This window comes from Pseudomonas sp. GM49, from assembly GCF_000282355.1.
In the GTDB taxonomy this organism is placed as follows: Bacteria; Pseudomonadota; Gammaproteobacteria; order Pseudomonadales; family Pseudomonadaceae; genus Aquipseudomonas.
This window is the reverse complement of the sequence record NZ_AKJL01000304.1, coordinates 1-25,822: the sequence shown is the minus strand read 5'-3', so window position 1 is coordinate 25,822 and position 25,822 is coordinate 1. Positions and strand designations below refer to the sequence as shown.

26 protein-coding genes are annotated in these 25,822 nt (G+C 61.6%); 9 read left to right on the top strand and 17 right to left on the bottom strand.

The window, feature by feature from the left end:
* A partial coding sequence (locus PMI29_RS02745; RefSeq protein WP_008003537.1) for a 4Fe-4S dicluster-binding protein occupies positions 1–605 on the top strand: 605 nt, incomplete at its 5' end.
* A gap of 125 nt (positions 606–730) precedes the next feature.
* On the opposite strand, the gene PMI29_RS02750 is transcribed toward PMI29_RS02745, so the two are convergent.
* Positions 731–1,351, bottom strand: a complete 621-nt coding sequence (locus PMI29_RS02750) for a TetR/AcrR family transcriptional regulator (protein ID WP_008003535.1) — start codon at positions 1,349–1,351, stop codon at positions 731–733.
* Between the two features lie 135 nt (positions 1,352–1,486).
* Here PMI29_RS02750 and copC point away from each other — a divergent pair, with 135 nt between their 5' ends.
* Positions 1,487–1,852 carry a copper homeostasis periplasmic binding protein CopC gene (copC, locus tag PMI29_RS02755; protein ID WP_008003532.1) on the top strand — a complete coding sequence of 122 codons (366 nt, stop codon included), beginning with the start codon at positions 1,487–1,489 and terminating at the stop codon, positions 1,850–1,852.
* Positions 1,853–1,855: 3 nt separating this feature from the next.
* Entirely contained in the window at positions 1,856–2,713 is an 858-nt protein-coding gene (copD, locus tag PMI29_RS02760; protein WP_008003531.1) for a copper homeostasis membrane protein CopD, read from the top strand.
* Between the two features lie 84 nt (positions 2,714–2,797).
* Here the strand turns inward: copD and PMI29_RS02765 are convergent, their stop codons facing one another.
* The 14 genes from PMI29_RS02765 to PMI29_RS32330 form a co-directional block, all read right to left on the bottom strand.
* A complete protein-coding gene (locus tag PMI29_RS02765) occupies positions 2,798–4,534 on the bottom strand; it encodes a PAS domain-containing hybrid sensor histidine kinase/response regulator (protein WP_008003529.1) in 1,737 nt (578 codons plus the stop codon).
* Positions 4,518–5,681: an alcohol dehydrogenase-like regulatory protein ErcA gene (gene ercA / locus PMI29_RS02770; RefSeq protein WP_008003527.1), complete on the bottom strand. Its 1,164-nt coding sequence runs from the start codon at positions 5,679–5,681 to the stop codon at positions 4,518–4,520. The genes PMI29_RS02765 and ercA overlap by 17 nt, the downstream gene beginning before the upstream one ends.
* 235 nt (positions 5,682–5,916) lie before the next feature.
* Entirely contained in the window at positions 5,917–7,059 is a 1,143-nt protein-coding gene (gene pqqE, locus PMI29_RS02775) for a pyrroloquinoline quinone biosynthesis protein PqqE (protein ID WP_008003525.1), read from the bottom strand.
* Entirely contained in the window at positions 7,037–7,309 is a 273-nt protein-coding gene (gene pqqD / locus PMI29_RS02780; protein ID WP_008003524.1) for a pyrroloquinoline quinone biosynthesis peptide chaperone PqqD, read from the bottom strand. The genes pqqE and pqqD overlap by 23 nt, the downstream gene beginning before the upstream one ends.
* The gene (pqqC, locus tag PMI29_RS02785; protein WP_008003522.1) at positions 7,306–8,058 is read right to left on the bottom strand and encodes a pyrroloquinoline-quinone synthase PqqC; all 753 of its coding nucleotides are present in this window, start codon (positions 8,056–8,058) and stop codon (positions 7,306–7,308) included. Before pqqC ends, pqqD begins: the two co-directional genes overlap by 4 nt.
* A gap of 137 nt (positions 8,059–8,195) precedes the next feature.
* Positions 8,196–9,110, bottom strand: a complete 915-nt coding sequence (gene pqqB, locus PMI29_RS02790) for a pyrroloquinoline quinone biosynthesis protein PqqB (RefSeq protein WP_008003520.1) — start codon at positions 9,108–9,110, stop codon at positions 8,196–8,198.
* Between the two features lie 55 nt (positions 9,111–9,165).
* Positions 9,166–9,237: a pyrroloquinoline quinone precursor peptide PqqA gene (pqqA, locus tag PMI29_RS31545; protein ID WP_003253598.1), complete on the bottom strand. Its 72-nt coding sequence runs from the start codon at positions 9,235–9,237 to the stop codon at positions 9,166–9,168.
* 262 nt (positions 9,238–9,499) lie between these two features.
* Positions 9,500–11,020, bottom strand: a complete 1,521-nt coding sequence (exaC, locus tag PMI29_RS02795; protein WP_008003518.1) for an acetaldehyde dehydrogenase ExaC — start codon at positions 11,018–11,020, stop codon at positions 9,500–9,502.
* Positions 11,021–11,282: 262 nt separating this feature from the next.
* Positions 11,283–13,058: a PQQ-dependent methanol/ethanol family dehydrogenase gene (locus PMI29_RS02800; protein ID WP_008003516.1), complete on the bottom strand. Its 1,776-nt coding sequence runs from the start codon at positions 13,056–13,058 to the stop codon at positions 11,283–11,285.
* Positions 13,059–13,332: 274 nt separating this feature from the next.
* Positions 13,333–14,271: a quinoprotein relay system zinc metallohydrolase 1 gene (locus PMI29_RS02805; RefSeq protein ID WP_008003513.1), complete on the bottom strand. Its 939-nt coding sequence runs from the start codon at positions 14,269–14,271 to the stop codon at positions 13,333–13,335.
* A gap of 16 nt (positions 14,272–14,287) precedes the next feature.
* Complete coding sequence (locus PMI29_RS02810; RefSeq protein ID WP_008003511.1) at positions 14,288–15,049, bottom strand: quinoprotein dehydrogenase-associated SoxYZ-like carrier; 762 nt, start codon at positions 15,047–15,049, stop codon at positions 14,288–14,290.
* Positions 15,050–15,058: 9 nt separating this feature from the next.
* The gene (locus tag PMI29_RS02815) at positions 15,059–15,934 is read right to left on the bottom strand and encodes a substrate-binding periplasmic protein (RefSeq protein ID WP_008003510.1); all 876 of its coding nucleotides are present in this window, start codon (positions 15,932–15,934) and stop codon (positions 15,059–15,061) included.
* 3 nt (positions 15,935–15,937) lie between these two features.
* Positions 15,938–16,399, bottom strand: a complete 462-nt coding sequence (pedF, locus tag PMI29_RS02820; RefSeq protein WP_008003508.1) for a cytochrome c-550 PedF — start codon at positions 16,397–16,399, stop codon at positions 15,938–15,940.
* Positions 16,400–16,455: 56 nt separating this feature from the next.
* The gene (locus PMI29_RS32330; protein ID WP_008003506.1) at positions 16,456–16,620 is read right to left on the bottom strand and encodes a hypothetical protein; all 165 of its coding nucleotides are present in this window, start codon (positions 16,618–16,620) and stop codon (positions 16,456–16,458) included.
* A gap of 157 nt (positions 16,621–16,777) precedes the next feature.
* Between PMI29_RS32330 and PMI29_RS02825 the strand changes: the two genes are divergently transcribed.
* The 6 genes from PMI29_RS02825 to PMI29_RS02850 all read left to right on the top strand — a co-directional run bounded on the left by PMI29_RS02825 (position 16,778) and on the right by PMI29_RS02850 (position 21,876).
* The gene (locus PMI29_RS02825) at positions 16,778–17,962 is read left to right on the top strand and encodes an ABC transporter substrate-binding protein (protein WP_033052730.1); all 1,185 of its coding nucleotides are present in this window, start codon (positions 16,778–16,780) and stop codon (positions 17,960–17,962) included.
* 30 nt (positions 17,963–17,992) lie between these two features.
* Positions 17,993–18,952, top strand: a complete 960-nt coding sequence (locus PMI29_RS02830) for a YVTN family beta-propeller repeat protein (RefSeq protein ID WP_008003502.1) — start codon at positions 17,993–17,995, stop codon at positions 18,950–18,952.
* On the top strand, positions 18,949–19,680 hold the full coding sequence (locus tag PMI29_RS02835) for an ABC transporter ATP-binding protein (RefSeq protein ID WP_008003500.1): 732 nt from the start codon (positions 18,949–18,951) through the stop codon (positions 19,678–19,680). The genes PMI29_RS02830 and PMI29_RS02835 overlap by 4 nt, the downstream gene beginning before the upstream one ends.
* Positions 19,677–20,468, top strand: coding sequence for an ABC transporter permease (locus PMI29_RS02840; RefSeq protein ID WP_008003498.1), 792 nt, complete (start codon positions 19,677–19,679; stop codon positions 20,466–20,468). The genes PMI29_RS02835 and PMI29_RS02840 overlap by 4 nt, the downstream gene beginning before the upstream one ends.
* Positions 20,469–20,596: 128 nt before the next feature.
* Positions 20,597–21,154: a PQQ-dependent catabolism-associated CXXCW motif protein gene (locus PMI29_RS02845; protein WP_008003497.1), complete on the top strand. Its 558-nt coding sequence runs from the start codon at positions 20,597–20,599 to the stop codon at positions 21,152–21,154.
* A gap of 56 nt (positions 21,155–21,210) precedes the next feature.
* Positions 21,211–21,876: a response regulator transcription factor gene (locus tag PMI29_RS02850; RefSeq protein WP_008003496.1), complete on the top strand. Its 666-nt coding sequence runs from the start codon at positions 21,211–21,213 to the stop codon at positions 21,874–21,876.
* A gap of 111 nt (positions 21,877–21,987) precedes the next feature.
* Here PMI29_RS02850 and nahK read toward each other — a convergent pair whose 3' ends face one another.
* Entirely contained in the window at positions 21,988–24,621 is a 2,634-nt protein-coding gene (nahK, locus tag PMI29_RS02855) for a hybrid sensor histidine kinase/response regulator NahK/ErcS' (protein WP_081501721.1), read from the bottom strand.
* Positions 24,551–25,708, bottom strand: a complete 1,158-nt coding sequence (gene nosP, locus PMI29_RS02860) for a nitric oxide-sensing protein NosP (protein ID WP_008003494.1) — start codon at positions 25,706–25,708, stop codon at positions 24,551–24,553. Before nosP ends, nahK begins: the two co-directional genes overlap by 71 nt.
* Positions 25,709–25,822 lie beyond the last annotated feature (114 nt).

The window sequence follows — 25,822 nt, the reverse complement described above, 5'->3', positions numbered from 1 at the left end:
AAAGCACCCACGGCGGATACTGCGGCTCGGCAGTCAAGCCGATTGCCTTGAACATGGTCGCCGAAATCGCCCGCGACCCACAAACCCAAGGCCTGCCCATCAGCGGCATCGGCGGCATCGGCAACTGGCGCGACGCCGCGGAATTCATCGCCCTGGGCAGCGGCGCGGTGCAAGTGTGCACGGCGGCAATGCTGCATGGCTTCCGGATTGTCGAAGACATGAAGGACGGTTTGTCACGCTGGATGGACAGTCAGGGCTACGCCAGCGTCGCGGAGTTTTCCGGGCGCGCGGTGGGCAATACCACGGACTGGAAGTACCTGGACATCAACTATCAGGTGATCGCAAAAATCGATCAGGAGGCCTGCATTGGCTGTGGTCGTTGCCATATCGCTTGTGAGGACACGTCGCACCAGGCGGTAGCCAGCCTCAAGCAAGCGGACGGCACGCATAAATATCAAGTGATCGATGAGGAGTGTGTGGGCTGCAATCTGTGCCAGATCACCTGCCCGGTGCAGGACTGTATCGAGATGGTGCCGGTGGAGACCGGCAAGCCGTTCCTGGACTGGAATCATGATCCGAGGAATCCGTATCACGTCAGTCCTTGATACTCGCGGCGCCTGAACCGACGCCATCGCGAGCAAGCTCGCTCCCACAGGGATCGTATTAACACTGAGATCCCCTGTGGGAGCGGGCTTGCCCGCGAAGAGGCCAGCAGCCACACCACCCAACCTCAAGGCTCCAACCCGATCCCCCGCAAAATCACACTGGTCACCGTCTGCACTGCCTTTTCGAACTGCATGTCCGACAGCGGCTGATGGTCGTTGAGAATATTCACCTGGTGATCGAAGTCGGCGTAGTGCTGGGTCGAGGCCCAGATCATGTACAGCAGGCTAGAAGGCTCCACCGGCAGGATGCGTTTGTCGTCCACCCACTGGCGGATTTTCGCTTCCTTCATCTTGGCCCAGTCGTACAGGCTCGCATCCAGCGCTGCGCCGAGGGTCGGCGCGCCATGGATGATTTCGTTGGCCCAGACTTTCGAACCATAGGGCCGGCTGCGGGAATGGTTCATCTTGGCGCGGATGTAGCTGCTGAGCACCACGCGCGGGTCATCGAACATCTCGAAACACAGCGCGTCCTGCTTCCAGACTTCCAGCAAGTCGAACAGTACGGCGCTGTACAATTCGGTCTTGGTGCTGAAGTAGTAATGCAGATTGGAGCGCGGCAGTTGCACTTCAGCGGCGATGTCGGCCATGGCGGTGCCGCCGAAACCCTTTTCAGCGAAGACTTTTTCCGCCCCCAGCAGAATTTTCTCGACGTTACTGCGACGAATCTCGATCTTGTGATTGCCCATGCCGATCCCCGACAACAACGTTGAGCAAGACTAGCATCCGCTCTGGACTGCGGCGACAGAGGAAAACGAAACTTCGTACAGCCGCTGTCGTAAAGCTAAACTCTGCGCACTTGGAAACTGCCTGAGGTACCCACGATGCTGCTGAAGAAAACCCTGACCGTTGCTGCCCTGCTCGGCTCGCTGCTCGCCGCTTCTTCGGTGTTTGCCCACGCCCACCTGAAAAGTCAGACACCGGCCGCCGACAGCACCGTCGCCACGGCAACGGAATTGCGCCTGGAGTTCTCCGAAGGCGTCGAAGCCAGTTTCACCAAAGTCACGCTGACCAGGGACGGCGCACCCGTAGCGGTAAAAGCGCTGGCCACTGAGGGTAGCGACAAAAAGACCCTGATCGTCACCCCGGCCGCGCCGTTGACCGCCGGCGCCTACAAAGTCGAATGGCACGCCGTGTCGGTCGACACCCACAAAAGCGAAGGTGCCTACGCCTTCAAGGTTGGCCAGTAATTCATGGTGAGCGCGTTGGTGCTGTGCCGCTTCCTGCATTTCATCGTGGTGTTGATGCTGTTCGGGGCCTGGGTGTTCAGGCCTCTGCTTTCAACTGGCGAAACCGCACTGGATCAGCGGCTGGCACGAATTTCCCGTTGGCTGGCCGTAGTGGCGCTGGCCAGCGGTGTCTGCTGGTTGTTGCTGATTACCGCGAGCATGGCCGGGGCCTGGGACGCGGCCTTCGATCCAGCGACCCTGAACCTGGTACTGGGCAGTACCTTTTTCGGTCAGGTCTGGCGCTGGCATTTGCTGATCAACATGGTGTTGCTGGCGTTGCTGCTGACGCCTCTACGCACCAGCCTTGCGCTGCGCCTGATCTTCAGCGGCCTGCTGGTGGCCACGCTGGCCCCGGTCGGCCACGGCGCGATGCTCGATGGCACCGCAGGCCATTTGCTGATCCTCAATCAACTCATTCACTTGATCTGCGTGGGTGCCTGGCTCGGCGGCTTGATGCTGCTGGTGATGATTCTGCGAGAGCCCGCGGGGCATTCGATCCGCGTGATGTTGCAGCGCTTCAGCGGCGTCGGTTACGGCTTGGTCGCCGGGCTGCTGATCACGGGTCTGATCAATGTGCGGGTGCTCACCGGGGCATTCTGGCCAACGCCGTTGTTCACCGGCTTCGCCTTGATCCTGTTGATCAAGGCTGTGCTGGTGGCAGCGATGCTGGGCCTGGCATTGTTCAATCGGCTGCGCATCGATGATTGCGAGCAGCGTCTGGCGACGTTGCGGGCGAGCGTGATGTTCGAATGGTTGCTGGGACTTGGCGCGGTGGCGGCGGTTTCATTGCTGGGCACCCTGCCGCCGATGATTTCCAGCTGACAACCCCATCCCCTGTGGGAGCGAGTCTTTGTGGCGAGGGGGCTTGCCCCCTCGCCCCGGAACCTGGCGCGAGCATCGGCCGCTTCAGGCAGATGCCCCCAACAGTTGACTCAACACCGCTCGCAACTTGCCGGGCTTCACCGGTTTGTTCAGCAACGGTGCATTGAGCCGCTGCAACGCACGCCGACAATGGTCGGTGCGGTCGGCAGTAATGATCACCGCAGGTATGCTCTGGTGGTAATGCTCGCGCAAATGTCGCACCACATCACAGCCAACCACCGCGTGATCGAGATGATAGTCCGCGAGAATCAGTTCCGGCGCCTGCCCGCGCAATGCCGCCAGCGCAGACGCTTCATCGGTGGCGGTCACTACATCGCAGCCCCACTGCCCGAGCAATGCGCTCATGCTTTCGAGAATGCTCACTTCGTTGTCGAGCACCAATAAACGACGTCCCGGCAGCGGGTCTCCAGTGCCCGGTTGTGGCACCGCCTGACTCACAGGTAACGGAACCTCATCGGATATCGGCACCTCGATGCTGAACATCGAACCACGCCCCGGCAACGAGTACACGCCGATTTTATAGCCAAGGATCTTGGCGATGCGCTCGACAATCGCCAGCCCCAGGCCCACGCCCTTGCGGTCGGCGGCTCGGCCGACGTCCAACTGGTTGAATTCGAGGAAGATCGAATCGAGCCGGTCTGCGGCGATGCCACGCCCGGTGTCCCAGACCTCCAGGCGCAACATCTCGCCTCGGCGCCTTGCCCCGAGCAGGATGCTGCCTTCATTGGTGTAGCGGCAGGCATTGCTGAGGAAATTGCGCAGGATCCGCGTCATCAGGCGCAAGTCGGTGCTGATGGCGTAATCGGCCATGCGCACCCGCAGGTTCAAGCCGGCCGCCTGCGCAACGGACTGGAACTCCGACACCAGCGGCCCGAGCAGTTCGTCGAGGCGGTATAGCGCGATGTCCGGCTTGACCGCAGCCTGATCGAGCCGGGAAATGTCGAGCAGATCCGTCAGCAGGTCTTCGGCTCCTTCCAGGGCCTGGTGAGTGCGTTCCACCAGCACCTGTTCGGCTTCCGGCAAGTTGCGTTCGCGTAAAGTCGAAATCAGCAACCGCGCGGCGTTCAGCGGTTGCAGCAGGTCGTGGCTGGCGGCGGCGAGGTATTTGTCTTTGCTGTGATTGGCGGCCTCGGCGGCATCGCGGGCGTCGCGCAAGGCCCGGGCGATCTGTTTACGCTGGGTGATCTGCTGCTGAAGGTTACGGTTGGCTTCGAGCAATTCATCGGTGCGCGCGACGACGCGCTGCTCCAGTTCGTCATTGAGTTGCTGCAGGCGCTGCTGGGCCAGCTTGCGCTCGGTGATATCGGAGACGAACCCTTCCACCAGCCCTTCCTGACCAGGCTTGAGCAGCAGGTTCATCAACACTTCGAGGTGACTGCCGTCCTTGCGGCGCAAGCGGGTTTCATAGCCGTGCAGGCTGCGCTGGTGCCTGAGGATTTCGCCGATGTTTTCCAGTTCCTGCGCGCCGTCGACGAACAGGGTGCTGGCCAGGTCGGTCAGGGAGAACAGCACCTCCTGTGGGTCCTGGTAACCGAGCATGTGTGCCAGCGCCGGGTTGGCAGCGCGCATGCCATCGCGCAAGCTGGCCTGGAAGATCCCGTGCACCGCGTTTTCGAACAGCCACTTGTAGCGGTTTCGCTCGGCTTCCAGATCATCCAGGCGCGCGGCCAGTTCCGGATAATGACTCTTGCGGGCCGAATGGCTGCCTAACCCCAGCAGCCCGGCCAGAGCCCGTTGTTGCTCGTCAGAGGGCTTCGCCATAGACGACCTCGACATCACGCTGGCTGGATTCGCGCGGGTTGGTCAGGATGCACGGATCGTGCATCGCATGCTGCGACAGGAACGGGATGTCCGAGGTCCTGACGCCATGCAAACCGAGGGTTTCGTGAAAGCCGATGGCGTGCTTGAGGGCGATCAGGTGTTCGACCAGGCGCCCGCAAATCTGCCGGTGATTAAGGCCTCGGCAGTCGATGCCGAAGGTCTCGGCGATCACCTTGAAGCGCTCCGGTGCCGAGTTGTAATTGAAGGCCACCACGTGCTCGACGAGCACCGCGTTGCACAGGCCGTGGGGCAGGTCGAGAAAGCCGCCGAGGCTGTGGGACATGGCATGCACGGCGCCCAGGATTGCGTTGGAAAACGCCAGCCCGGCCTGCATGCTGCCGAGCATGATCTTCTCGCGCAGGGCGATGTCGGTCGGGTTGGCGATCATTTGCACCAGGTTGCCATTGATCAGGCGCATCGCCTCCAGCGCATGGGGGTCGGTCAGCGGCCCGTGACCAGTGGACACGAAAGCTTCGATGGCATGCACCAACGCGTCGATGCCGGTACAGGCCGACAGGAACGGATCCATGCTCAGGGTGGTTTCCGGGTCGATCAGCGAAACGTCCGGCACCACGGCCTTGCTGACGATGGAGAACTTCATGCGTTCCTGCTGGTTGGAAATGATCACGAATTGCGAGACGTCGGCCGAGGTGCCGGCAGTGGTCGGAATCAGGATCAGCGGCGGGCTGGGCACGCGGATGGTGTCCACGCCCTCGAAGTCGAGAATGCTGCGGCCATGGGCGACGACGATGCCAATGCCTTTGCCGCAGTCCATCGGGCTGCCGCCACCGACGGCGACAATCACGTCGCAATGGTTTTCCCGGTACAGCTCGGCGCCGAGCATCACTTCTTCGACCCGCGGGTTGGGCGAGACATCACTGTAAAGGCAGTATTCGATGCCCAGGGCTTGCAGGCTGGCTTCGACATCGGCGACCCAGCCAGCGGCAATCACGCCGGGATCACTGACCACCAGGACCTTGCGCGCGCCAAAGGTCTTGGCATAGTTGCCGACATTGTGCCGGCTACCGGCACCGAAGATGATTTCAGGCGAAACGAATTTACGCAGCTGGTTGAGACTCTGGCTCATTGGAAAGCCTGTTTTTATTGTTTTGAAAGGTACAAGCCACACTAAACCATCCAGCTGTGAATGCAATCAGACCAATGGGTAGCACTGCCTGGGGTGTACTCACATTTGAACTCTCCGCAAATCCCCTGTGGGAGCGGGCTTGCCCGCGAAGAGGTCCTGTCAGTCAATATTGGTGGTGACTGACACTCCGCCTTCGCGAGCAAGCCCGCTCCCACAAGGGATCTGTGTCGCCAGACTAGCCGCGATAAATCAGTTGCGAAGCCTTCGCGTTGCGTAGCGTCAGGTGTTCGATCCCCAACCCCGGCGCTTCGGCTTCTTCGCGAGCCTTGAGGATCACGCCGTGGTGCGCGGACTTGCTGCACACCGGGTCGGCATTGCTGGCATCGCCGGTCAGCATGAAGGCCTGGCAACGACAGCCTCCCAAGTCCTTGTGCTTTTCGTCGCAGGAGCGGCACGGCTCCTTCATCCAGTCATCGCCGCGAAAACGATTGAAGCCGAACGAGTCGTTCCAGATGTGCTCGATGCTGTGCTCGCGCACATTGGGAAACTGTACCGGCAACTGCCGGGCGCTATGGCAAGGCAAGGCCGTGCCGTCGGGGGTGATGTCGAGAAACAGGTTGGCCCAGCCGTTCATGCAGGTCTTGGGACGTTCCTCGTAGTAGTCCGGGGTGACGAAGATGAGCTTGCACGGGTGACCCTGGGCTTCAAGGCGTTCACGGTACTCATTAGTAATGCGCTCGGCACGCTGCAATTGCTCGCGGGTGGGCAACAGGCCGACGCGGTTGAGTTCAGCCCAGCCATAGAATTGGCACGTGGCCAGTTCGACAAAGTCCGCTTCCAGTTCCAGGCACAACTCGATGATTTGCGCGATCCGGTCGATGTTGTGCCGATGAGTGACGAAGTTCAGCACCATTGGATAACCCTGGGCTTTCACCGCACGGGCCATGGCGAGTTTCTGGGTAAAGGCTTTGCGCGAGCCGGCGAGCATATTGTTCACCGCTTCGTCGGCGGCCTGGAAGCTGATCTGGATATGGTCCAGCCCGGCCACCTTGAAGTCGCGCACCTTCTGCTCGGTCAGGCCGATGCCGGAGGTAATCAGGTTGGTGTAGTAGCCCATGTCCCGGGCAGCCTTGATCAGTTCGGCGAGGTCCTGGCGTACCAGCGGCTCGCCACCGGAAAAGCCCAATTGCGCGGCGCCCATGTCCCGCGCTTCGCGGAATACGCGAATCCATTCTTGCGTGCTCAGCTCCTCGCCGTGCCGAGCAAAATCCAATGGATTGGAGCAATAGGGACATTGCAGCGGACAGCGGTAGGTCAGCTCGGCGAGCAGCCACAATGGTGGTCCGGGCAGCGTCTCACTCGATCCAGAATTGCGCATGGGCCACCTCCAGAAACGCCAGCACGTCTTCGTCGATCCCCGGTACGCCGGGGAAGTTCGCGCTCAATCGATCAATGATCGCCGCCACGCTGCGTTGGCCATCCACCAGGTCGAGAATCTGCCCGGCACTGGCGTTGAGCTTGATCATGCCTTCGGGGTACAGCAGCACATGGCAGTGCTGACGGGGCTCCCATTGCAGCCGAAAACCGCGACGCAAGGCCGGTGACTGCTGGCGATCGATCAGGTTCACAGGGCGATCCCCCGGTGCCAGACATTCTCGCCGGTGACCGTGTGATACGGCGGGCGCGCAAGTTCGTAGGCCATGCTCATGGCATCGAGCATGCTCCACAACACGTCGAGCTTGAATTGCAGGATTTCCAACATGCGTTGTTGCCCCTCGGCCGTCACGTAGTGCGCCAAGGTGATACGCAAACCATGTTCGACATCGCGCCGCGCCTGGCCCAGGCGCGTGCGGAAATAGTCGTAGCCGGCGACGTCGATCCACGGGTAATGAGTGGGCCAGGCGTCGAGTCGCGATTGATGGATCTGCGGGGCAAAGAGTTCGGTCAGCGAACTGCTGGCCGCTTCCTGCCAACAGGCACGACGAGCGAAATTGACGTAGGCATCCACCGCAAAACGCACCCCTGGCAACACCAGCTCCTGGGAGAGGATCTGCTCGCGATGCAGGCCCACGGCTTCGCCCAGGCGCAGCCAGGCTTCGATTCCGCCCTCGCTGCCGGGGACGCCGTCGTGGTCGAGAATCCGTTGCAGCCACTCCCGGCGCACGTCACGGTCCGGGCAGTTGGCGAGAATTGCGGCGTCCTTCAGCGGAATGTTGATCTGATAGTAGAAGCGATTGGCGACCCAGCCCTGGATCTGTTCGCGGCTGGCGCGGCCGGCGTACATGGCTTGATGGAAGGGGTGATGGATGTGGTAGAAGGCGCCCTTGGCGCGCAGGGCGGCTTCGAATTCGCCAGGGGTCATTGGGCTGTCTGTCATTGCGTTCTCCGGGAAGTTCTGCGGCGTCTGGTCCGGCCTCTTCGCGGGCAAGCCCGCTCCCACAGGGTTCGGCAGTGTCCACAAAACCTGTGGGAGCGGGCTTGCTCCGGGCGGCGATCCGACGAAGGCGTCCTTCGCTACAGCTCAATACTCATGCCGTCGTATGCCACTTCGATCCCCCGCCGCTCCAGCAATGCCCGCTCGGCCGAGTCCTCATCGAGAATGGGATTGGTGTTGTTGATGTGGATCAGCACCTTGCGCTGGCGATTGAAACCCTCCAGCACTTCAAGCATCCCGCCGGGGCCGCTTTGTGCCAGGTGCCCCATTTCGCTGCCCAGGCTCTGGCCGACCTCGCAAATACGCATTTCGTCGTCGCGCCACAGGGTGCCGTCCAGCAACAGGCAATTGGCGCGCTGCATCCAGCCCAGCACTTCATCGTCGATTCGGCCAAGGCCCGGCGCATAGAACAGCGAGGCGCCGTTGCGCAGGTCTTCAATGAACAAGCCAATGGTGTCCCCCGGTTGCGGGTTGCCACGATTGGGCGAATACGGCGGCGCGTTGCTCACCAGGGGAATCGCACGAAATTGCAAATGTTCGCAGGCCGGGATGCCGAACGGCTGGCGATCGAGGCCAACCGGTTGCCAGTGCAGTCCGCCGTTCCAGTGTCCGAGCATGTTGAATAACGGGAAACCGCTGCTCAGGTCCTGATGCACACGCTCGGTGCACCAGACGTCATGCGGGCAGCCTTCGCGCAAGCTGAGCAAACCGGTGCAATGGTCGATCTGGCTGTCCAGCAGCACGATGCCGGCGATGGCGCTCTCACGCAGGCGCCGCGTCGGTTGCAGTGGCGCAAAACTCTCGAGTTGCGCGCGAATGTCCGGTGACGCGTTGCACAGCACCCACTCCACACCGTCGTCACTCAGGGCAATCGACGACTGCGTACGGCGCTGGGCCCGCAGGCTGCCATTGCGCACACCGGCGCACTGGCGGCAGTTGCAGTTCCACTGCGGGAAACCACCGCCAGCGGCGGAACCGAGAACGCGGATGTACATGGCAGATGCTCCGGAAGGCAGGCCCGGCCAACGCATCGGCTGGCCGGGTGATCAATCAACGGTTGGCGAAATACATCGTCACTTCGAAGCCAATGCGCAGATCGGTAAACGCGGGTTTAGTCCACATGGGTCATTCCTCTTCTTGTGCCGGGTGATTCCGGTAGTGCCATTAATGCACGGGGCATCGGGCGCCCGAATGCTACTTTCGAAGGAGTTTGCGGGGTGATTTGGTAGGGGGTGTGCGGTCGACATGCACGCACAAACGTTGTAGGAGCGAGCTTGCTCGCGAAGGTCGTGAAGACACCGCGTACAGACAGACAGAACGCGTCATCGTTGACGTCCATCGCGAGCAAGCTCGCTCCTACAGGGTGGTTGTCGTTAGTGCGAAGTCAGAAGAACCCCAGCGGATTGATGTCGTAGCTCACCAGCAGGTTTTTGGTCTGCTGATAATGATCAAGCATCATCTTGTGATTCTCCCGGCCAACGCCGGACTTCTTGTAGCCACCGAACGCGGCGTGCGCCGGGTACAGGTGGTAGCAGTTGGTCCACACGCGCCCGGCCTTGATCGCCCGGCCCATGCGATAGGCGCGGTTGATGTCGCGGGTCCACAGGCCGGCGCCGAGGCCGAACTCGCTGTCGTTGGCGATGGCCAGGGCTTCGGCTTCGTCCTTGAAGGTGGTGACACCTACCACCGGGCCGAAGATTTCTTCCTGGAACACACGCATCTTGTTATGACCCTTGAGCAGGGTCGGCTGGATGTAATAACCGCTGGACAGATCTCCCTCCAGGCGTTCGGCCGCGCCGCCAGTGAGCAACTCGGCGCCCTCCTCCCGGGCAATGGTCAGGTACGAGAGGATCTTGTCGTATTGCTGCTCGGACGCCTGGGCGCCGACCATGGTCTCGGTGTCCAGCGGGTTGCCGCGCTTGATCCTGGCGATCTTCTTCATCACCTCGGCCATGAACGGCTCGTAGATCGACTCCTGCACCAGCGCCCGGGACGGGCAGGTGCAGACTTCGCCCTGGTTGAAGAACGCCAGCACCAGGCCTTCGGCGGCTTTTTCGATGAACGCCGGTTCCGCATTCATGATGTCTTCGAAGAAGATGTTCGGCGACTTGCCGCCCAGTTCGACGGTGCTCGGAATGATGTTCTCGGCGGCGCAATGCATGATGTGCGCGCCCACCGGGGTCGAACCGGTGAAGGCGATCTTGGCGATGCGCTTGCTGGTGGCCAGGGCCTCACCGGCTTCGCGGCCAAAGCCCTGGACGATATTCAGTACGCCCGCCGGCAGCAGGTCGGCGATCAACTCGGCGAAGACCATGATTGACAGCGGTGTTTGCTCGGCAGGCTTGAGCACGATGCAGTTGCCGGCGGCGAGCGCCGGGGCGAGTTTCCAGGCGGCCATCAGCAGCGGGAAGTTCCACGGAATGATCTGCCCGACCACGCCCAGGGGCTCATGGAAGTGATAGGCCGTGGTCAGTTCGTTGATCTCGGCAGCCCCGCCTTCCTGGGCGCGAATGCAACCGGCGAAGTATCGGAAGTGGTCGGCCGCCAGCGGCACGTCGGCGTTCAGGGTTTCGCGCACGGCCTTGCCGTTGTCCCAGGTTTCGGTGACGGCCAGGACCTCAAGGTTCTGCTCGATGCGGTCGGCGATTTTCAGCAGCACCAGGGAGCGGTCCTGGGCCGAGGTCTTGCCCCAGGCGTCGGCAGCGGCATGGGCGGCGTCGAGGGCCTTGTCGATGTCGGCGGCGCTGGAGCGTGGGAATTCGGCGATCACTTCACCATTGACCGGCGAGGTGTTGGTGAAGTACTCGCCATTGACCGGCGCGACGAACTCACCGCCGATGAAGTTGCCGTAGCGCGGTTTGAAGTTAATGACGGCGCCTGGGGTTCCGGGTTGAGCGTAGATCATGATGGGCCTCTGTCTGGGTCGATGCCTGTCGTACTGACAGGCGATGAACCGATACTAGAGAGCCCCGCGTGCCAGACGAATGCATCGTTGGCAGGAGGGGCTCTCGTTATTTGGTCGTAGGTTTCACACAGATCACTGTAGGAGCGAGCCTGCTCGCGATGAACCCGAGAACGCCACGGGGTATCAGGTTTCAAGCGTTATCGTTGACGACCATCGCGAGCAGGCTCGCTCCTACAGGGGTTATGCGGTGGAGTCAGATTGATCAGTGTTTGGCCACCAGGTCCTTGGGCAGTTTGAAGGTCCAGAGCATGCCGCCCTGGTTGAAGTCCTTCACCCGCTTGGCCACTTCGCCGCCCCACAACGGTACCGCGCCGCCCCAGCCGGAGAGCACCGAGACGTACTGTTCGCCGTCCATTTCCCAGGTCACGGGCGAGCCGAGCACGCCGGAGCCGGTCTGGAATTCCCAGACCTTTTCGCCGGTCTTGGCGTTGAACGCCTGCAGGAAACCTTCAGGCGTGCCGGTGAACACCAGGTTGCCCTTGGTGGTCAGCACCCCGCCCCACAGCGGCGCGTAGTTCTTGTGACGCCAGACTTCCTTGCCGGTTTTCGGGTCGATGGCCCGTAGCACGCCGATGTAGTCTTCGTTCAACGGTTTGATGGTGAAGCCGGCGCCGAGGAACGCCGCGCCTTTCTTGTAGGCGATGCCTTCGTTCCAGATGTCCATGCCCCATTCGTTGGACGGCACATAGAACAGCCCGGTGTCTTTGTTGTAGGCCATCGGCATCCAGTTTTTCGCGCCGAGGAACGCCGGCGCTACGAACACCGAACTGCCCTTGACTTCCGAACCCGGGGCGCCGGGACGGCTGGCTTCGTTGTAGATCGGCCGTCCGTCCTTATCCAGGCCGGTGGCCCAGGTGATCTTGTCCACGAACGGGAAGCCACGGATGAATTTGCCGTTGGTGCGGTCCAGCACGTAAAAAAAACCGTTACGGTCGGCCGTGGCCGCCGCCTTGATTTCCTTGCCGCCTTCGCTGTAGTTGAACGACACCAGCTCGTTCACGCCGTCGTAGTCCCAACCGTCGTGGGGCGTGCTCTGGAAGTGCCACTTGATGGTGCCGTCGTCCGGGTTGAGCGCCAGGCGCGACGAGGAGTAAAGGTTGTCGCCAGGGCGCAGGTGCGAGTTCCACGGTGCCGGGTTGCCGGTGCCGAACAGCAGCAGGTTGGTTTCCGGGTCGTAATAACCGCCAAGCCAAGGGGCCGCACCGCCGGTTTTCCAGAGATCGCCCGGCCAGGTCTTGCCCGCCTCGCCGCCGGAGATGCCGTTCTCCACCGCTTTGCCGTCCTTGTAGACGTAGCCCATATGGCCTTCGACCGTCGGCCGGGTCCACAGCAGATCACCGTTTTTCGGGTCGTAGGCCTCGATCTTGCCCACCACGCCGAACTCGCCACCGGCCACGCCGGTAATCAGCTTGCCATTGATCACCAGTGGCGCGGCGCTGATCGAGTAGCCTTCCTTGTGGTCGGCGACTTTCTTGCTCCACACCACCTTGCCGGTATCCTTGTTCAGTGCCACGAGCTTGGCGTCGAGAGTGCCGAAAATCACCAGGTCGCCATACAGCGCGACGCCGCGGTTGATCACGTCACAGCAGGGACGGATGTCGTCCGGCAAGCGTGCATCGTATTGCCAGAGCTTCTTGCCGGTGCGTGCATCCACGGCAAACACCCGCGAGTAGGAACCGGTCATGTACATCACGCCGTCCTTGACCATCGGCTGCGCTTGCTGGCCACGCTGTTTTTCACCGCCGAAGGAAAACGCCCAGGCCGGGCGCAGCTCCTTGACGTTGTCGACGTTGAGAATATCCAGCGGGCTGTAGCGCTGCCCTTGAACGCCCAGGCCGTTGGTCACGACCTGTTCCGGGTTCTTCGGGTCCTGGAGAATGTCCTGGTCGGAAACCCCGGCCAATGCCTGGCCGGACAACAGCATGGCACTGAGCAGCAGGCTCAAGACGAAGGGCTGGCGACGTGCGGGTTGGGTCATGACGGCTTCCTCTGCGGACTTTTGTTATTTCCGGGAGATTTTCCCGGTCTGGTGCAGATTCTTGAGCGCCGCCGCCCGGGCAACAATTGCCCGCAATATGGAGATTGCTAGTTCCTTGGTACAGGTTCGGAGAAGATGAGTAGCGGATTTTGTGCCCGACACAGCCCCCCTGTGGGAGCGGGCTTGCTCGCGAAGAGGCCGGTACATTCGACATCGATGTCGCCTGACACTCAGCCTTCGCGAGCAAGCCCGCTCCCACATTAGATCGGGTGGGTCAGTTATTTGCGTTGGAATCCACCCGCGTCATCCGCTCGCGCTCGTAGCGCGGGTACAGATGACTGATGCTGCGGATCAGTTCGTATCGGCTCAGGTTGACGCTGGCGAAACGTTCGGGGATGGGGCTGCGGATCATCTCGGCCATGTCGCTGCCATTGGCCGCGCCGTCGCGCATGAGCTGATCGAGCCAGCTCAGGTAATCGCGCATCTGCTCGAAGGGTTGTGGGTCGCTCGACACCGGCCCGTGGCCCGGCACGACCTGCGTCCAGGGCAAGCCTTGCAGGGTCGCGATGTCCGCCAGCCACACTGACAGCCCTGGGCTGTTGGGCGTGGTCAGCGCCCGTTGATAAAACACCAGGTCCCCGGCAAACAGCACGCCGGTTTGCTGGTCGAGAATAGCCAGATCCGCGCCCGTATGCCCACCCAGGCTCAGCAGACGCAAATCGTGATTCCCAAAACTTTTCACGCCGGGTATCAGCACCTGGGTGGGCAATACCACCTCAGTGCCGCGCATCCAGTCGCCGACCATTCGATACAAATTCTCGGCCATGGCATCGCCTTGCTGATGCAACAGCTCAGTGGTGCCAGCCAAGGCACCTATCGGCACGTCGCTGAAGGCCTGATTGCCCAGCACATGATCCGGGTGATGGTGGGTCAGCAGCAGCTGGATCACCGGTTTATCCGTGGTAGCGGCAATCGCCTTGCGCATCGCTTCGCCGTAACGTTTCGACGGCCCGCTGTCGATCACTACCACTCCGAGTTCGGTGACGATGAACGCGGTGTTGACGATGTTGCCGCCGTTGGCCTTGGCGAAATTATCAGTGCTGCCTTCCAGCACCCAGGTGTCCTGGGCGATCTGCCGGGGCTTGAGTGAGTAGTCGAGATCGGCCAGGGCCGGCAGACTGACGCTTAACACCATCAACAGGATCCAGCGCATGCCACGCTCCTTGGGGTCAGGGGATCGACGCATCGAACTCATTGCCGCTGTTGTCCCGTAGCAGCAGGCGCGTTTGCCCTGCTCCCACGATGTCGAAGGCCAGGTTGGGGTTTTCGCTGACCGCAGGAAACAGCTCCAGCCGGGCCAGCACTTGCTCGTTGTGGTCGCGCAGCTCGGCATGGTTGATGAAGAATTCCGGAATGCCGCTGACCATGCCGTTGTCCATGGGATGGGCCACCTGCAAACGCAAACGGCTTAACTCGCCCCGGGGATAGCGGCCGCCGAGCACTTCGCCGATGTGCTCCTCCCAGCCCGGCTGGCTGCGTACCACGCTCGGCGCGGTGCAGCCGCCACCCACCGCGTCAATCAGGGTCGATCCGACATGCCACAGCCCGTCGCGGGTCAACACCGCCGCGCGCAGGGGCGTGGCCTGTTCGATGCGAATGCGCAACGACAGCCAGGGCAAAACGGAACTCAGCGGCTGGAAGTCGACAATTTTCGGCAAAGGGTTCAGCTCTGCCCAAGCGAGGATTTTTACCACCTCGCCGCTGAACGCCCGGGCATCGATTTCCAGCGGTACTTGCCGGGCATCTTCGGCAAACGGCGGCGCCAGCACCTTGACCCGATCATCGAATACGAACGGCGCATTGCCAAGAAACTGCTTGTGATAGAACGTCCACATCACCGATGGCACCGGGTCTTTGCCGGGATCGATTTCGGCAGCCTGTGCCGCCAGGCTTAACCAGCAAGCCAACAGGCAACTCCCTCGCCATTTCATCGTATGCTCCTATTGATACATCTCGGGCACGTCGTAACGCAGGCCGTAATGGCCGTAGATGGTCTTCACCGAGCCCTCGCGGATCAGGCCTTCGAGCGCCTCTTCCACGGCATAAGCCAGTTGACGGTTGCTTTCGTGCACCGCCATGCCAATTTCCCAAAGCTGCTTACCCATGTTCGGGTAGGCGTTTTGCGCCAACGCCACTTGCGGGTCGGCAGCCTGGCGTACCTGCCAGTCGATCTCGCCGCGCATGGCCATCACCGCGTCGACCTCACCGGCTTTCATCGCGGCAAACGCCTGGGGCACGCCGGGATAGTGATGCGTCTTGCCGGCAAGCATGCCGTTGAACACCGAGGTCAGGTAGAACGACGGCACGCTGTCGACTTCGACACCAATCGGGTGCTGCTCGAACACCGCGACACTGGTTACTTTATCCAGCCGCCGGCGGTCGTAGGCCACCTGCCATTGTTCGTTCTGGTACGGACCGAACATCACCACATGACCATTTTCCAGTTCGCCGAACTCATTACGCTTCTGCGCGTAGTCACGGTCGTAGGGCACGCGCATCATCAGGTCGGCCAGTTGCTGATTGTGCAAGGCACTGGCACGCCAGATGTAGTCGCGCAGGTCATCATCGAGCTTTTCTCCGGCCGGCGCCCAGATCAGCAACAAGCGCACACCGAGCGCCTTGGCCAAGGCCTCGGCAAGTTCGACATCGACACCTTGGGGCTTGCCGGCGCTTTCAAAGCTGTAGGGGGCGAAGTCCTTGTAGACCGCCACTTTCAGCTCTCCGGCGGCGATCAATTCGTCGTAACTGCGAACCTGCGCCTGCGCCGGCTGGCAGCACAGCCACAGAACGCCGATCAACACCGCGAGCAGGCGCATGGGTCACTCCTCGACGTGCACAGTGTCCAGATAAGTGCGCACCGCCCACAGGGCTTCCTGGCTCAGGTAGTCGGCCATCTTCGGCATGTACACCCGACCGTCGCGCACCGCGCCATGGCGCACCCGTTCGGCAAACCATTCATCGCCCGACTCACCGACATCGAGCATGCGCAAGTCGGGGGCGATACCGCCGGACTTGGCTTCCAGGCCATGACAGGCAGCGCAGTTCTGGGTATAAGCCGAAGCGCCGATTTCCACTGCCTTGTCATGTTCCGGGGCGGTGCGATAAGGGTTTACCGCGGCCCAGCCGTCGGCATCGAGTTGTACGCCGGCCTCCTTGATTGGCGTCAGTCCCTTGGTTTCCACGGCCTGGGGTACCACGTTGCCGTGGGCCCACACGGAACCTGCGCTGATTAGACCGGCCAGCAGCCCGGTCACGAGCAAGACGTTGCGTTTTGTTTTCATTGTTATGCCCTCAGGATTGCACGCAAAACCTCTTGGCAGAGGCTATGGCAGCCATCTTAGAAAGCCCTGCGCACAGGCCCCATGCTGCTTTGGTGGTCGCCACCTACTCCCTTGGTCGTAAGGCGATCGGTGGACACGGGACGCGGGCCGTGGAGCCGGTCGACACCGATCAGGGTCAGGATCAGCAGGAACGGCAGGAGCAGAGTTTTGACGATCCGCATGATCAATCTCCTCCGGATCAATGGCCGTGGTTGCCAATGCTAGAACCGCGCAGCACCAGGCGGGCTACTACCTTGGTACTGGCCCTTCGGTACTTTCTGCATATTTTCACTGCACCACAGGCTTCCTATGCTGGCGCTAACGGTCATGGAGAGCCTTATGCACCAGCTTGCCCCCTACGCCTTGAGCTGCCTGCTGGCGATTGCCGGCACCGCCAGTCTGGCCACCCAGTGCCAGGCCGCGGATGCGCCATTGCAGGTGCGGATCGGCTATCTGGGCTTTCGTCCCGACCCTGGCCCGCTGCTGTCGAACGTCATTCCGGAACCCGCCGATGCCGGGCTGCGTGGCGCTGAATTGGCGATCACCGACAGCAACAGTACCGGGCGTTTTCTCAATCACAGGTACAGCCTGGTCGGCGCCAGCGTCGACAGCCCCGAAGCTTTGCTCGATGCGGCAAAGGTGCAGCATGAACAAGGTCTGCGCCTGTTTGTGGTGAATGTCCCCGCAACCAGCCTGCGTCAATTGAGTGCCGCACTGCCCGACAGTTTGCTGTTCAACGCCGGTAGCCCCGATGACAACCTGCGCACCACCGATTGCCTGCCGAACGTGCTGCACACCTTGCCGAGCCGGGCGATGCTCGCCGATGCACTGGTGCAGTTTCTGGTGCTGCGTAAATGGCAGCGGGCGCTGCTGATTGTCGGCCCGACCCCGGACGATCAGGCCTATGCAGTCGCCCTGCGCCGCGCCACCAAACGCTTCGGCTTGCAACTGGTGGCGGAAAAACCCTGGAGCTTTGATAACGATCAGCGACGCAGTGCTCAGGCGGATATGCCGCTGTTCACCCAGACCGACGAGTACGACGTGGTGCTGGTGGCCGATGAACGCGGCGACTTCGGTGAATACGTGCCCTACCAGACCTGGTACCCGCGCCCGGTCGCCGGCACCCAAGGCCTGACCCCGGTGGGCTGGCACAAAACCGTGGAAACCTACGGTGCCGCGCAACTGCAAAAACGCTTTGAAGCCCTGACCGGACGCTGGATGAATGACCGTGATTTCGCGGCATGGATTGCCGTGCGCAGTATCGCCAGTGCCGTGAGCAAACTGCGTCAGGCCGAACCAATGGCGATCCGCACGCTAGAAATCAGCGACCAGTTGCCGCTCGACGGTTTCAAGGGCCGCAAGCTCAGCTATCGGCCGTGGAACGGCCAGTTGCGTCAGCCGATTCCCATTGTCCAGCCCCGGGCACTGGTCAGCACGTCACCCCAGGACGGCTTTCTGCACCCGTTCAACGAGATGGACAGCCTGGGTTACGACAAGTCCGAGGTCAGTTGCCGCTTTCCCTGATCCGAACATCACAACAACAAGGAATCCGCCATGCGCCGCACCCTGCTCTCGTGCACCTTGCTGCTCGCCGCTGGCCATGCCGTTGCCAGCACTGCCTGGGTCTCCAACGAAAAGGACAACAGCCTGAGCCTGATCGACATGCAGACCCTGCAAGTCACCGACACCCTGCCCGTCGGCCAGCGCCCCCGCGGCCTGCTGCTGTCCCATGACAACAAGCTGTTGTACATCTGCGCCAGCGACTCGGACCGGGTCCAGGTGATGGACGTCGCCACGCGCAAGATCATCAAGGAGCTGCCCTCGGGCAAAGACCCCGAGCAATTCGCCCTGCACCCGAACAACCGCTGGTTGTACGTCTCCAACGAAGACGATGCGCTGGTCACGGTGATCGACACCGAGACCTCCAAGGTGCTCGGCCAGATCGATGTCGGCGTCGAGCCCGAGGGCATGGCTGTCAGCCCTGACGGCAAGTGGGCGGTCAACACCAGCGAAACCACCAACATGCTGCACTGGATCGACACCAGCACCCAGACCCTGGCCGACAGCACCCTGGTGGACCAGCGTCCGCGCTTCGTCGAATTTTCCCCCGATGGCACGAAGCTCTGGGCCTCGGCGGAAATCGGCGGCACCGTGACCATTCTCGATGTGGCCAGCCGCACCGTGCTCAAGACCCTGAACTTCCAGATCAAGGGCGTGCACCCGGACAAGGTCCAGCCGGTCGGCATCAAGCTCAGCGCCGATGGCAAGTACGGCTTCGTCGCACTCGGCCCCGCCAACCATGTGGCAGTAATCGATGCCAGGACTTTCGAGATTCTCGATTACCTGCTGGTGGGCCGACGGGTCTGGCAAATGGCGTTCACCGCGGACCAGAAGCAATTGCTGACCACCAACGGCGTCAGCGGCGATGTCTCAGTGATCGATGTCGACAGCCTCAAGGTCAGCAAATCGGTGAAAGTCGGGCGCTATCCCTGGGGCGTGGTGGTGACCCCATGAACGCCCTTGAAGTCAGTGACCTGAGCTTCGCCTATGGTGCTCGAGAGGCATTGCGCAAGGTGAGTTTCAGCCTGGAACCCGGGCGTTTCGCTGCGCTGCTGGGGCCCAACGGCGCCGGCAAGTCGACCCTGATTGCCCTGCTGACCCGGCTCTATGATCTGCAGCACGGCGAGATCCGCGTCGGTGGCTGTTCATTGCGCAGCGCGGCACGCCCGGCACTCAGGCAGTTGGGCGTGGTGTTCCAGCAAAGCACCCTGGACCTGGACCTCAGCGTCGAGCAGAACCTGCGTTATCACGCGGCATTGCATGGCCTGTCCCGGCGTCAGACCGGTCTTCGGGTCGATGCCGAACTCGCCCGCCAAGCCCTGACCGAGCGCCGCCGCGACCGGGTGCGTGAACTCAATGGCGGCCATCGCCGCCGGCTGGAAATTGCCCGCGCCCTGTTGCACGAGCCGCGCCTGCTGCTGCTCGATGAAGCCAGTGTCGGCCTCGACCCGGCGAGTCGCCTGGCGCTCAATCAGCACATGCGCAGTCTGTGTCGCGAGGAGCGCATCAGCGTGCTCTGGACCACCCACCTGCTCGACGAAGTGCAGCCCAGTGACGACTTGCTGATTCTTCATCATGGCCGGCTGGTCGCCAGCGGACAGGCGGATGCCCTGAGCCTGGAACACGGCGGTGACCTCGCTTCGGCATTCACCCGTCTGACGACCACAGGAGCCATGCAATGAGCGCTTACTGGCAATGCTTTAGCGGTATCGTGCTGCGCGAATGGCTACGTTTTGTGCTGCAACGCACGCGTTTTCTCAGCGCCCTGGTGCGGCCGCTGCTGTGGCTGCTGGTGTTCGCGGCCGGTTTTCGCGCAGCGCTCGGGATCGCGATCATCGAGCCTTATGACACCTACATTCCCTATGAGGTCTACATTATTCCCGGTCTAGCCTGCATGATCCTGCTGTTCAACGGCATGCAGGGATCACTGTCGATGGTCTACGACCGCGAGATGGGCAGCATGCGCGTGTTGCTGACCAGCCCCCTGCCGCGCACCTTCGTGCTGTGCAGCAAGCTGCTGGCCACGTCACTGATATCGTTGTTGCAGGTGTATGGGTTTCTGGCGATAGCCTGGGTTTACGGCGTGCGGCCACCGGCCATGGGCCTGTTGCTGGCGTTACCGGCGCTGCTGATGGTGGCGTTGATGCTCAGCGCACTGGGCCTTTTGCTGTCGAACGCGATCCGCCAGCTGGAGAACTTTGCCGGGGTAATGAATTTCGTGATCTTCCCGCTGTTTTTCCTGTCATCGGCGCTGTATCCACTGTGGAAGATGCGCGAAGCCAGCGAATGGTTGTACTGGCTGTGCGCGGTGAATCCCTTTACTCATGCGGTGGAGCTGGTGCGTTTCGCCCTGTATGAACGCTTCAACCCGCTGGCGCTGACGGTGTGCACGGGGCTGACACTGCTGTTTGCGTTGCTCGCCGTACTGACTTTCAACCCGCAGCACGCGGCCTTGCGCAAATCCAACTGACAACACAGGGGGATCTCCATTGAACAGGGTGAAATTACTACTTTAGTACTGGTTTCCCTGTCTATCGTCGCATTCCCAACGTCCCCCGACTGGCATGTAATAGGTCCATAACAATAAGGACTGAACCCATGCCGCGAGCCCGACGTTGCCTGTTGCGCCCAACTCTCGCCGCCCTGTCGCTGGGCCTGCTGCTGAGCACCGCGCAGGCCGACACTGCGCTGTTCTCCACCGACGGCTATCGCATCGGCCTGTACCGCAGCCCGACGCCAGACCAACTGCAAGGCGCAACCATCGTCGATACCCACGCCCTGCAAGCCCTGCTCGGCCAAACCCCGCGCCCGCTGCTGATCGACGTCTACCGTCGCCAATGGCTGCAAGGGCAATTCATCGAAGACCAGCCCCATGAAAACCTGCCCGGCAGCCATTGGCTGGCCAACACCGGCGACGGTGAGTTGACACCACAATGGCAGGACTATTTCGCCGGCAACCTGAAAAAGCTGACCGCCGGGGACCCGACGCAACCGCTGGTCTTCTATTGCCGCTCCGACTGCTGGTTGAGCTGGAACGCGGTCAAACGCGCAGCCACCATGGGCTATAAGACCCTGTATTGGTATCGCGATGGCCTGGACGCCTGGCAAGCGGCCAATCTGCCGGTTTCGCCGTCCAGACCCGAACCCTTTCCCTGAGCTTTACGCGTGCGTGCTGTTGCCACACCATAATCAAAATAATGAGGTGAAAGGCCATGTACAAAATTCTGATTGCCGACGATCACCCGCTGTTTCGCGAAGCCATTCACAACGTCATCAGCGACGGTTTTGCCGGCAGTGAGGTGATGGAAACCGCTGACCTGGACAGCGCCCTGGCGCTGACCCAGGAACACGACGACCTCGACCTGATCCTGCTCGACCTGAACATGCCCGGCATGCACGGGCTCAATGGCCTGATCAACCTGCGTAACGAAGCGCCGACCATTCCAGTGGTGATTGTCTCCGCCGAACAAGACAAACAAATCGTGCTGCAAGCCATCACCTACGGTGCGGTGGGTTTCATCACCAAGTCGTCAGCACGCACCCAGATGACCGATGCCATCCAGCAAATTCTCAATGGCAATGTCTACCTGCCCCCGGACATCATCCGCACCGCCAAAAGCAGTACCCACCGGCGGATGAACGACACCCCGAGCTTCCCGCCCGAACTGCTCCAGGCCCTGACCCGCAAGCAACTGCAGGTGCTGGAGCGCATGACCAAGGGCGAATCGAACAAGCAGATCGCCTACACCCTGGAAATCGCCGAAACCACGGTCAAGGCCCACGTCTCGGCAATCCTGCGCAAGCTCAACGTGCACAACCGGGTGCAGGCGATCTTGAGTGCCGGGGATATCGATTTCGGGTCTTATCTGCGGCGTTGAGTCAGCAAGACCGCGGCGCCCCTTTCGCGAGCAAGCCCGCTCCCACAGGTACGATGCTGTCCCTGTGGGAGCGAGCTTGCTCGCGATAGCGGTGGTAAAAACGCCGGGTTCTCAAGGCCGGCCGAGTAGATGACTCATCGCCGTCTTCAGCTTCATCGGCCGCACCGGCTTGTGCATCAGGGTGTGACCCAGTTCGCGGATCTGCTGCTTGAGTTCATTGCTGTAGTTGGCCGTGATCATCATCGCCGGGACCGGTGATGCGCGCCGGGCATTGATGCGTGCCACGGCGTCGACACCATTCTGATCGTTGTCCAGGTGGTAATCAGCGATCAGCAAGTCGGCCTCGGCATGGTAGTTGTCCACTTGCCGCGCCAGGTCCTCCTCCGACAGCGCCGTCACCACCCGACACCCCCATCCCTCCAGCAAAGTGCGCATGCCAGCGCAGATGGTCGCATCGTTGTCCAGCACCCATATCCGTGCGCCACGCAGGCGTTCAAGCATCGGCTCGCTCATCTGCAACGTCGGCGGCGGTTTCGGCGCGGTGGTGCTCAATGGAACTTCGACCGAGAACATGGAGCCCCGGCCCGGCCACGAGCGCACATGAATGCGGTGCCCGAGGATGCCGGCAATTTTCTCGACGATCGCCAGGCCCAGGCCCAAACCGCGATCCTGATCCGGTCGCTGCACATCACCGCGCTTGAACTCCTGGAAAATCTCCTCCAGGCGATGCTCGGCAATGCCCATGCCGCTGTCCCAGACTTCGATCGACAGGCACTGATGATGACGCCTGCAACCCAGCACCACGCGGCCACTGCTGGTATAGCGAATCGCATTGCTCAGCAGGTTGCGCAGAATCCGCGCCAGCAACTGGATGTCGCTGCGCACCAGCGCCGAACAACCGATGAAGTGCAGTTGCAGGCCTTCACTGCGCGCCACCTGGGTGTATTCGGCGGCCAGGTTGTCCAGCAGTTCACTGAGGGCGAACGGCGCAATGTCGGCCTTGATCACCCCCGCATCGAGTTTGGAAATATCCACCAGGGTGCCGAGCAGGTTTTCCACGTCCTCCAGGGAATTGCTCACGTTGCGCACCAGAGTCTCGCTGGACATCGGCTCGCGCCGCTCCAGCAAGGCACTGGTAAACAGTCGCGCAGCATTCAAAGGTTGCAGCAGGTCATGGCTGACGGCGGCGAGGAACTTTGTTTTCGACAGGTTGGCCTGCTCGGCTTCCTGCTTGGCCTCGCGCAAGCGTGACTCGACCAGGCGACGCTCATCGATCTCACGCAGCAGCTGGTCGTTGAGGATGGTCAATTCCGCCGTGCGTTCGCGTACCCGCAACTCAAGGTTCTGATAAGCCTGATGCAGCGCCTCGGCGGTGCGGCGGCGTTCGGTGATGTCGCGGATCAGTACGAAAATCCCCACCACCTCGCCACTGGCCAGACGATTGGGCACATAGGAGCGCAGCATGTAGCGTTCCTGATTATTGACGTTGGTTTCGGCAAACTCGAAGGTCACGCTCTCGCCGGCCAGTGCCCTGGCCACGTAGGACTCCAGCCGCTGGTAGTGCTGTTCGCTGTGCACTTCGCGCAGGCTCTGGCCGAGCATCACGCCTCGGGGCCAGCAGTACCACTCTTCGTAGACCTTGTTGGTGAACTCGTAGACCAGATCAGCATTGAGGTAGGCAATCAATGCCGGTACGTGATCGGTGATCAGGCGAATCCAGTGTTCGCTTTCACTCAGCGCCTCGGCGTGCTGGTAGCGTTCGGTAATGTCGGTGAAGGTGTTGACGAAACCGCCGGTAGGCAACGGGTGGGTGCGGATTTCCAGGACCCGGCCATCGTACAGGCGCTGCTCGCATTCCCGTACCGGTCGTCCGTTGCCATCGCGACTGGCCGGAGTCAAGAGGTTCAACTCGCTGTCGGCGATCACTTCGGTAAACGGGCGATGAGCCGCCACAGGCGCCAGACCGCTCAACTCCAGGAAACGCCGGTTCCACAACTCCAGGATGCCCTCGGCGCTGACCATCGCCACGCCTTGGGACAGGTTGTCGACCGCCCGTTGCAACAGATGCGACTTCTGCGCCACCGCCTGCTCACGGCGTACGGTTTCGCTGAGTTTGACGTCGGTAATGTCGGTGAACAGGATCACCCGCCCCCCTTCCTGGGTCGGCCGCTCGCTGACTTGCAGCCAGCGCCCGTTCTGCAGGCGGTAAAGCAGGTTCTCGTCGGCATGCCCGCGCGGCTCTTCGGTGAACAGGGCGTTGTTCATCATCAGCCGCTTGACCTCGGTCAGGCGCATGCCGGCGTTGATCCGCACCCGGCTGTTGCTCCAGAACGCCTTGAAACGACTGTTGAACAGCACGATGCGCTGCTCGGCGTCGAACAAGACGAAGGCATCGGAAATGCTTTCGATGGCATCGATCAGGTGTTGATGCGCCGTTTCCGCGCGCAGGCGGGCTTCGCTGAGCAAATGATTACCGGCCTTGAGTTCGGCCATGGCCTGGTTAAGGGCATCAGTGCGTTCGCGCACTTGCTCGGCCAGCACCACCGAATGCTGGAATGCCGCGTATGGATCGTTGCCGCGGGTCACCCCGGATTCGACCCGTTCGATCAGCGCGCCATTGATGCGCTGCAGTTTATGGTTTTCCAGGCGCAGGCCGGCCAGTTCGGCCTGCAACTCAGCGATGTCCGGGGGCACGGCCACGGGCAATGGCAACGCCAGTGAAGGTCTGGTTGATGTGCATGCCATTGAACTGTTCTCCATAGGTGTTGAAACCCATCACCCGTTGCTCACGCAAAAACGCGCCGATCCGGTCAAGACTGCCGTCGTCTTCGAGCTCCAGACGCCGCAGAAAACAGTCACAACCGATGGTCAGCAGCAAATCCCCCAAACGCTCCTGCAAACCCTCGAACAGGCTCTGCAGGTTCGGCAGCATCGGGCCCGGAGTCATGGCAGTCAGGACGATGCCGTTTTCCACAGCGCAGTAGAAACTCAGGCTCAGATCCGGATGCACCTGCTGAATGGCCCGCACGTAGTATTGCTGGTTGATCCGCACCGCCAACGGGTGCGCGGCAAAGACCCGGTGATCAAGCTCCGCCACCGGCACGCCAATGTGCCGGGCGTACTCTGCGGCGGCCGGCTCGGCATTGAGTTCGAAGACTCGGCGCAAGGTGCTGTCGGCCCCGGTGACCACCAGTTTCTCGGTTCGGGGCAGCATGTGGTGAGTGGTGAACACTTCGAAATCCAGCCAGGTATTGACCAGCACCACCACGGCCGCGCCGCTGTGAAACTCGCCATCGAAGTACACATGGGTATGGGTCAGGTAGTTATCGTCGCCGGCCGAGCCGCCGAAATGCGGGATGTCGCCCAATGCCGCGCTCAAGGCTGCCAGGACCATTTCTTCGCGGCTGGACAGGCCATCGAGCAGGGTCAGGGCAAAGCTGTTGCCCTTGATCGGGGCCAGGGTGTTGCTGCGACAGCCACTGACCAGGCGCTCGACCATCTGCTGGGCGTCGATCAGGCTGAAGTGCTCCATCTGGTCGATCATCTCGATCGCGATGGAAAAGTGCCGATGATCGAAGCCCACCGCCGTCACGCAATTGCGCCCGTAGCCCAGCGGGGTGATTTCCCCGGCACTGGTGCAGCCCGACAGGCGAATGCCGCCGAAGCTTTGCTGCAAGGCCTGGCCCAGCGCCTGCAAGTCGTACTCGGCGGAACAGAAGAACAACACGAACCCCAGGTGTGGGTGCAACAACTGTCGTGCCAGTTCCTGCGCGACCTGCCGGGCATCGGTGGCCTGGGACATGGCACTGACGATGCCTTCGCTCTGCTGCATCCTTACCTCCCGCAGGTGCGTGTGTATGAGGCACGAGTGTACGAAGTCTGTGGGGGGCGACGAATGCTACTTGGGTAGCGGGTAGCCGCTTCGATGGGATGAGACGGGTGGCGG

Coding starts and splice junctions, on each gene's coding strand:
- PMI29_RS02750 (WP_008003535.1), bottom strand. CDS start 1,351: ATGGGCAATCACAAGATCGAGATTCGTCGCAGTAACGTCGAGAAAATT.
- copC (WP_008003532.1), top strand. CDS start 1,487: ATGCTGCTGAAGAAAACCCTGACCGTTGCTGCCCTGCTCGGCTCGCTG.
- copD (WP_008003531.1), top strand. CDS start 1,856: ATGGTGAGCGCGTTGGTGCTGTGCCGCTTCCTGCATTTCATCGTGGTG.
- PMI29_RS02765 (WP_008003529.1), bottom strand. CDS start 4,534: ATGGCGAAGCCCTCTGACGAGCAACAACGGGCTCTGGCCGGGCTGCTG.
- ercA (WP_008003527.1), bottom strand. CDS start 5,681: ATGAGCCAGAGTCTCAACCAGCTGCGTAAATTCGTTTCGCCTGAAATC.
- pqqE (WP_008003525.1), bottom strand. CDS start 7,059: ATGCGCAATTCTGGATCGAGTGAGACGCTGCCCGGACCACCATTGTGG.
- pqqC (WP_008003522.1), bottom strand. CDS start 8,058: ATGACAGACAGCCCAATGACCCCTGGCGAATTCGAAGCCGCCCTGCGC.
- pqqB (WP_008003520.1), bottom strand. CDS start 9,110: ATGTACATCCGCGTTCTCGGTTCCGCCGCTGGCGGTGGTTTCCCGCAG.
- exaC (WP_008003518.1), bottom strand. CDS start 11,020: ATGATCTACGCTCAACCCGGAACCCCAGGCGCCGTCATTAACTTCAAA.
- PMI29_RS02800 (WP_008003516.1), bottom strand. CDS start 13,058: ATGACCCAACCCGCACGTCGCCAGCCCTTCGTCTTGAGCCTGCTGCTC.
- PMI29_RS02805 (WP_008003513.1), bottom strand. CDS start 14,271: ATGCGCTGGATCCTGTTGATGGTGTTAAGCGTCAGTCTGCCGGCCCTG.
- PMI29_RS02810 (WP_008003511.1), bottom strand. CDS start 15,049: ATGAAATGGCGAGGGAGTTGCCTGTTGGCTTGCTGGTTAAGCCTGGCG.
- PMI29_RS02815 (WP_008003510.1), bottom strand. CDS start 15,934: ATGCGCCTGCTCGCGGTGTTGATCGGCGTTCTGTGGCTGTGCTGCCAG.
- pedF (WP_008003508.1), bottom strand. CDS start 16,399: ATGAAAACAAAACGCAACGTCTTGCTCGTGACCGGGCTGCTGGCCGGT.
- PMI29_RS32330 (WP_008003506.1), bottom strand. CDS start 16,620: ATGCGGATCGTCAAAACTCTGCTCCTGCCGTTCCTGCTGATCCTGACC.
- PMI29_RS02825 (WP_033052730.1), top strand. CDS start 16,778: ATGCACCAGCTTGCCCCCTACGCCTTGAGCTGCCTGCTGGCGATTGCC.
- PMI29_RS02830 (WP_008003502.1), top strand. CDS start 17,993: ATGCGCCGCACCCTGCTCTCGTGCACCTTGCTGCTCGCCGCTGGCCAT.
- PMI29_RS02835 (WP_008003500.1), top strand. CDS start 18,949: ATGAACGCCCTTGAAGTCAGTGACCTGAGCTTCGCCTATGGTGCTCGA.
- PMI29_RS02840 (WP_008003498.1), top strand. CDS start 19,677: ATGAGCGCTTACTGGCAATGCTTTAGCGGTATCGTGCTGCGCGAATGG.
- PMI29_RS02845 (WP_008003497.1), top strand. CDS start 20,597: ATGCCGCGAGCCCGACGTTGCCTGTTGCGCCCAACTCTCGCCGCCCTG.
- PMI29_RS02850 (WP_008003496.1), top strand. CDS start 21,211: ATGTACAAAATTCTGATTGCCGACGATCACCCGCTGTTTCGCGAAGCC.
- nahK (WP_081501721.1), bottom strand. CDS start 24,621: ATGGCATGCACATCAACCAGACCTTCACTGGCGTTGCCATTGCCCGTG.
- nosP (WP_008003494.1), bottom strand. CDS start 25,708: ATGCAGCAGAGCGAAGGCATCGTCAGTGCCATGTCCCAGGCCACCGAT.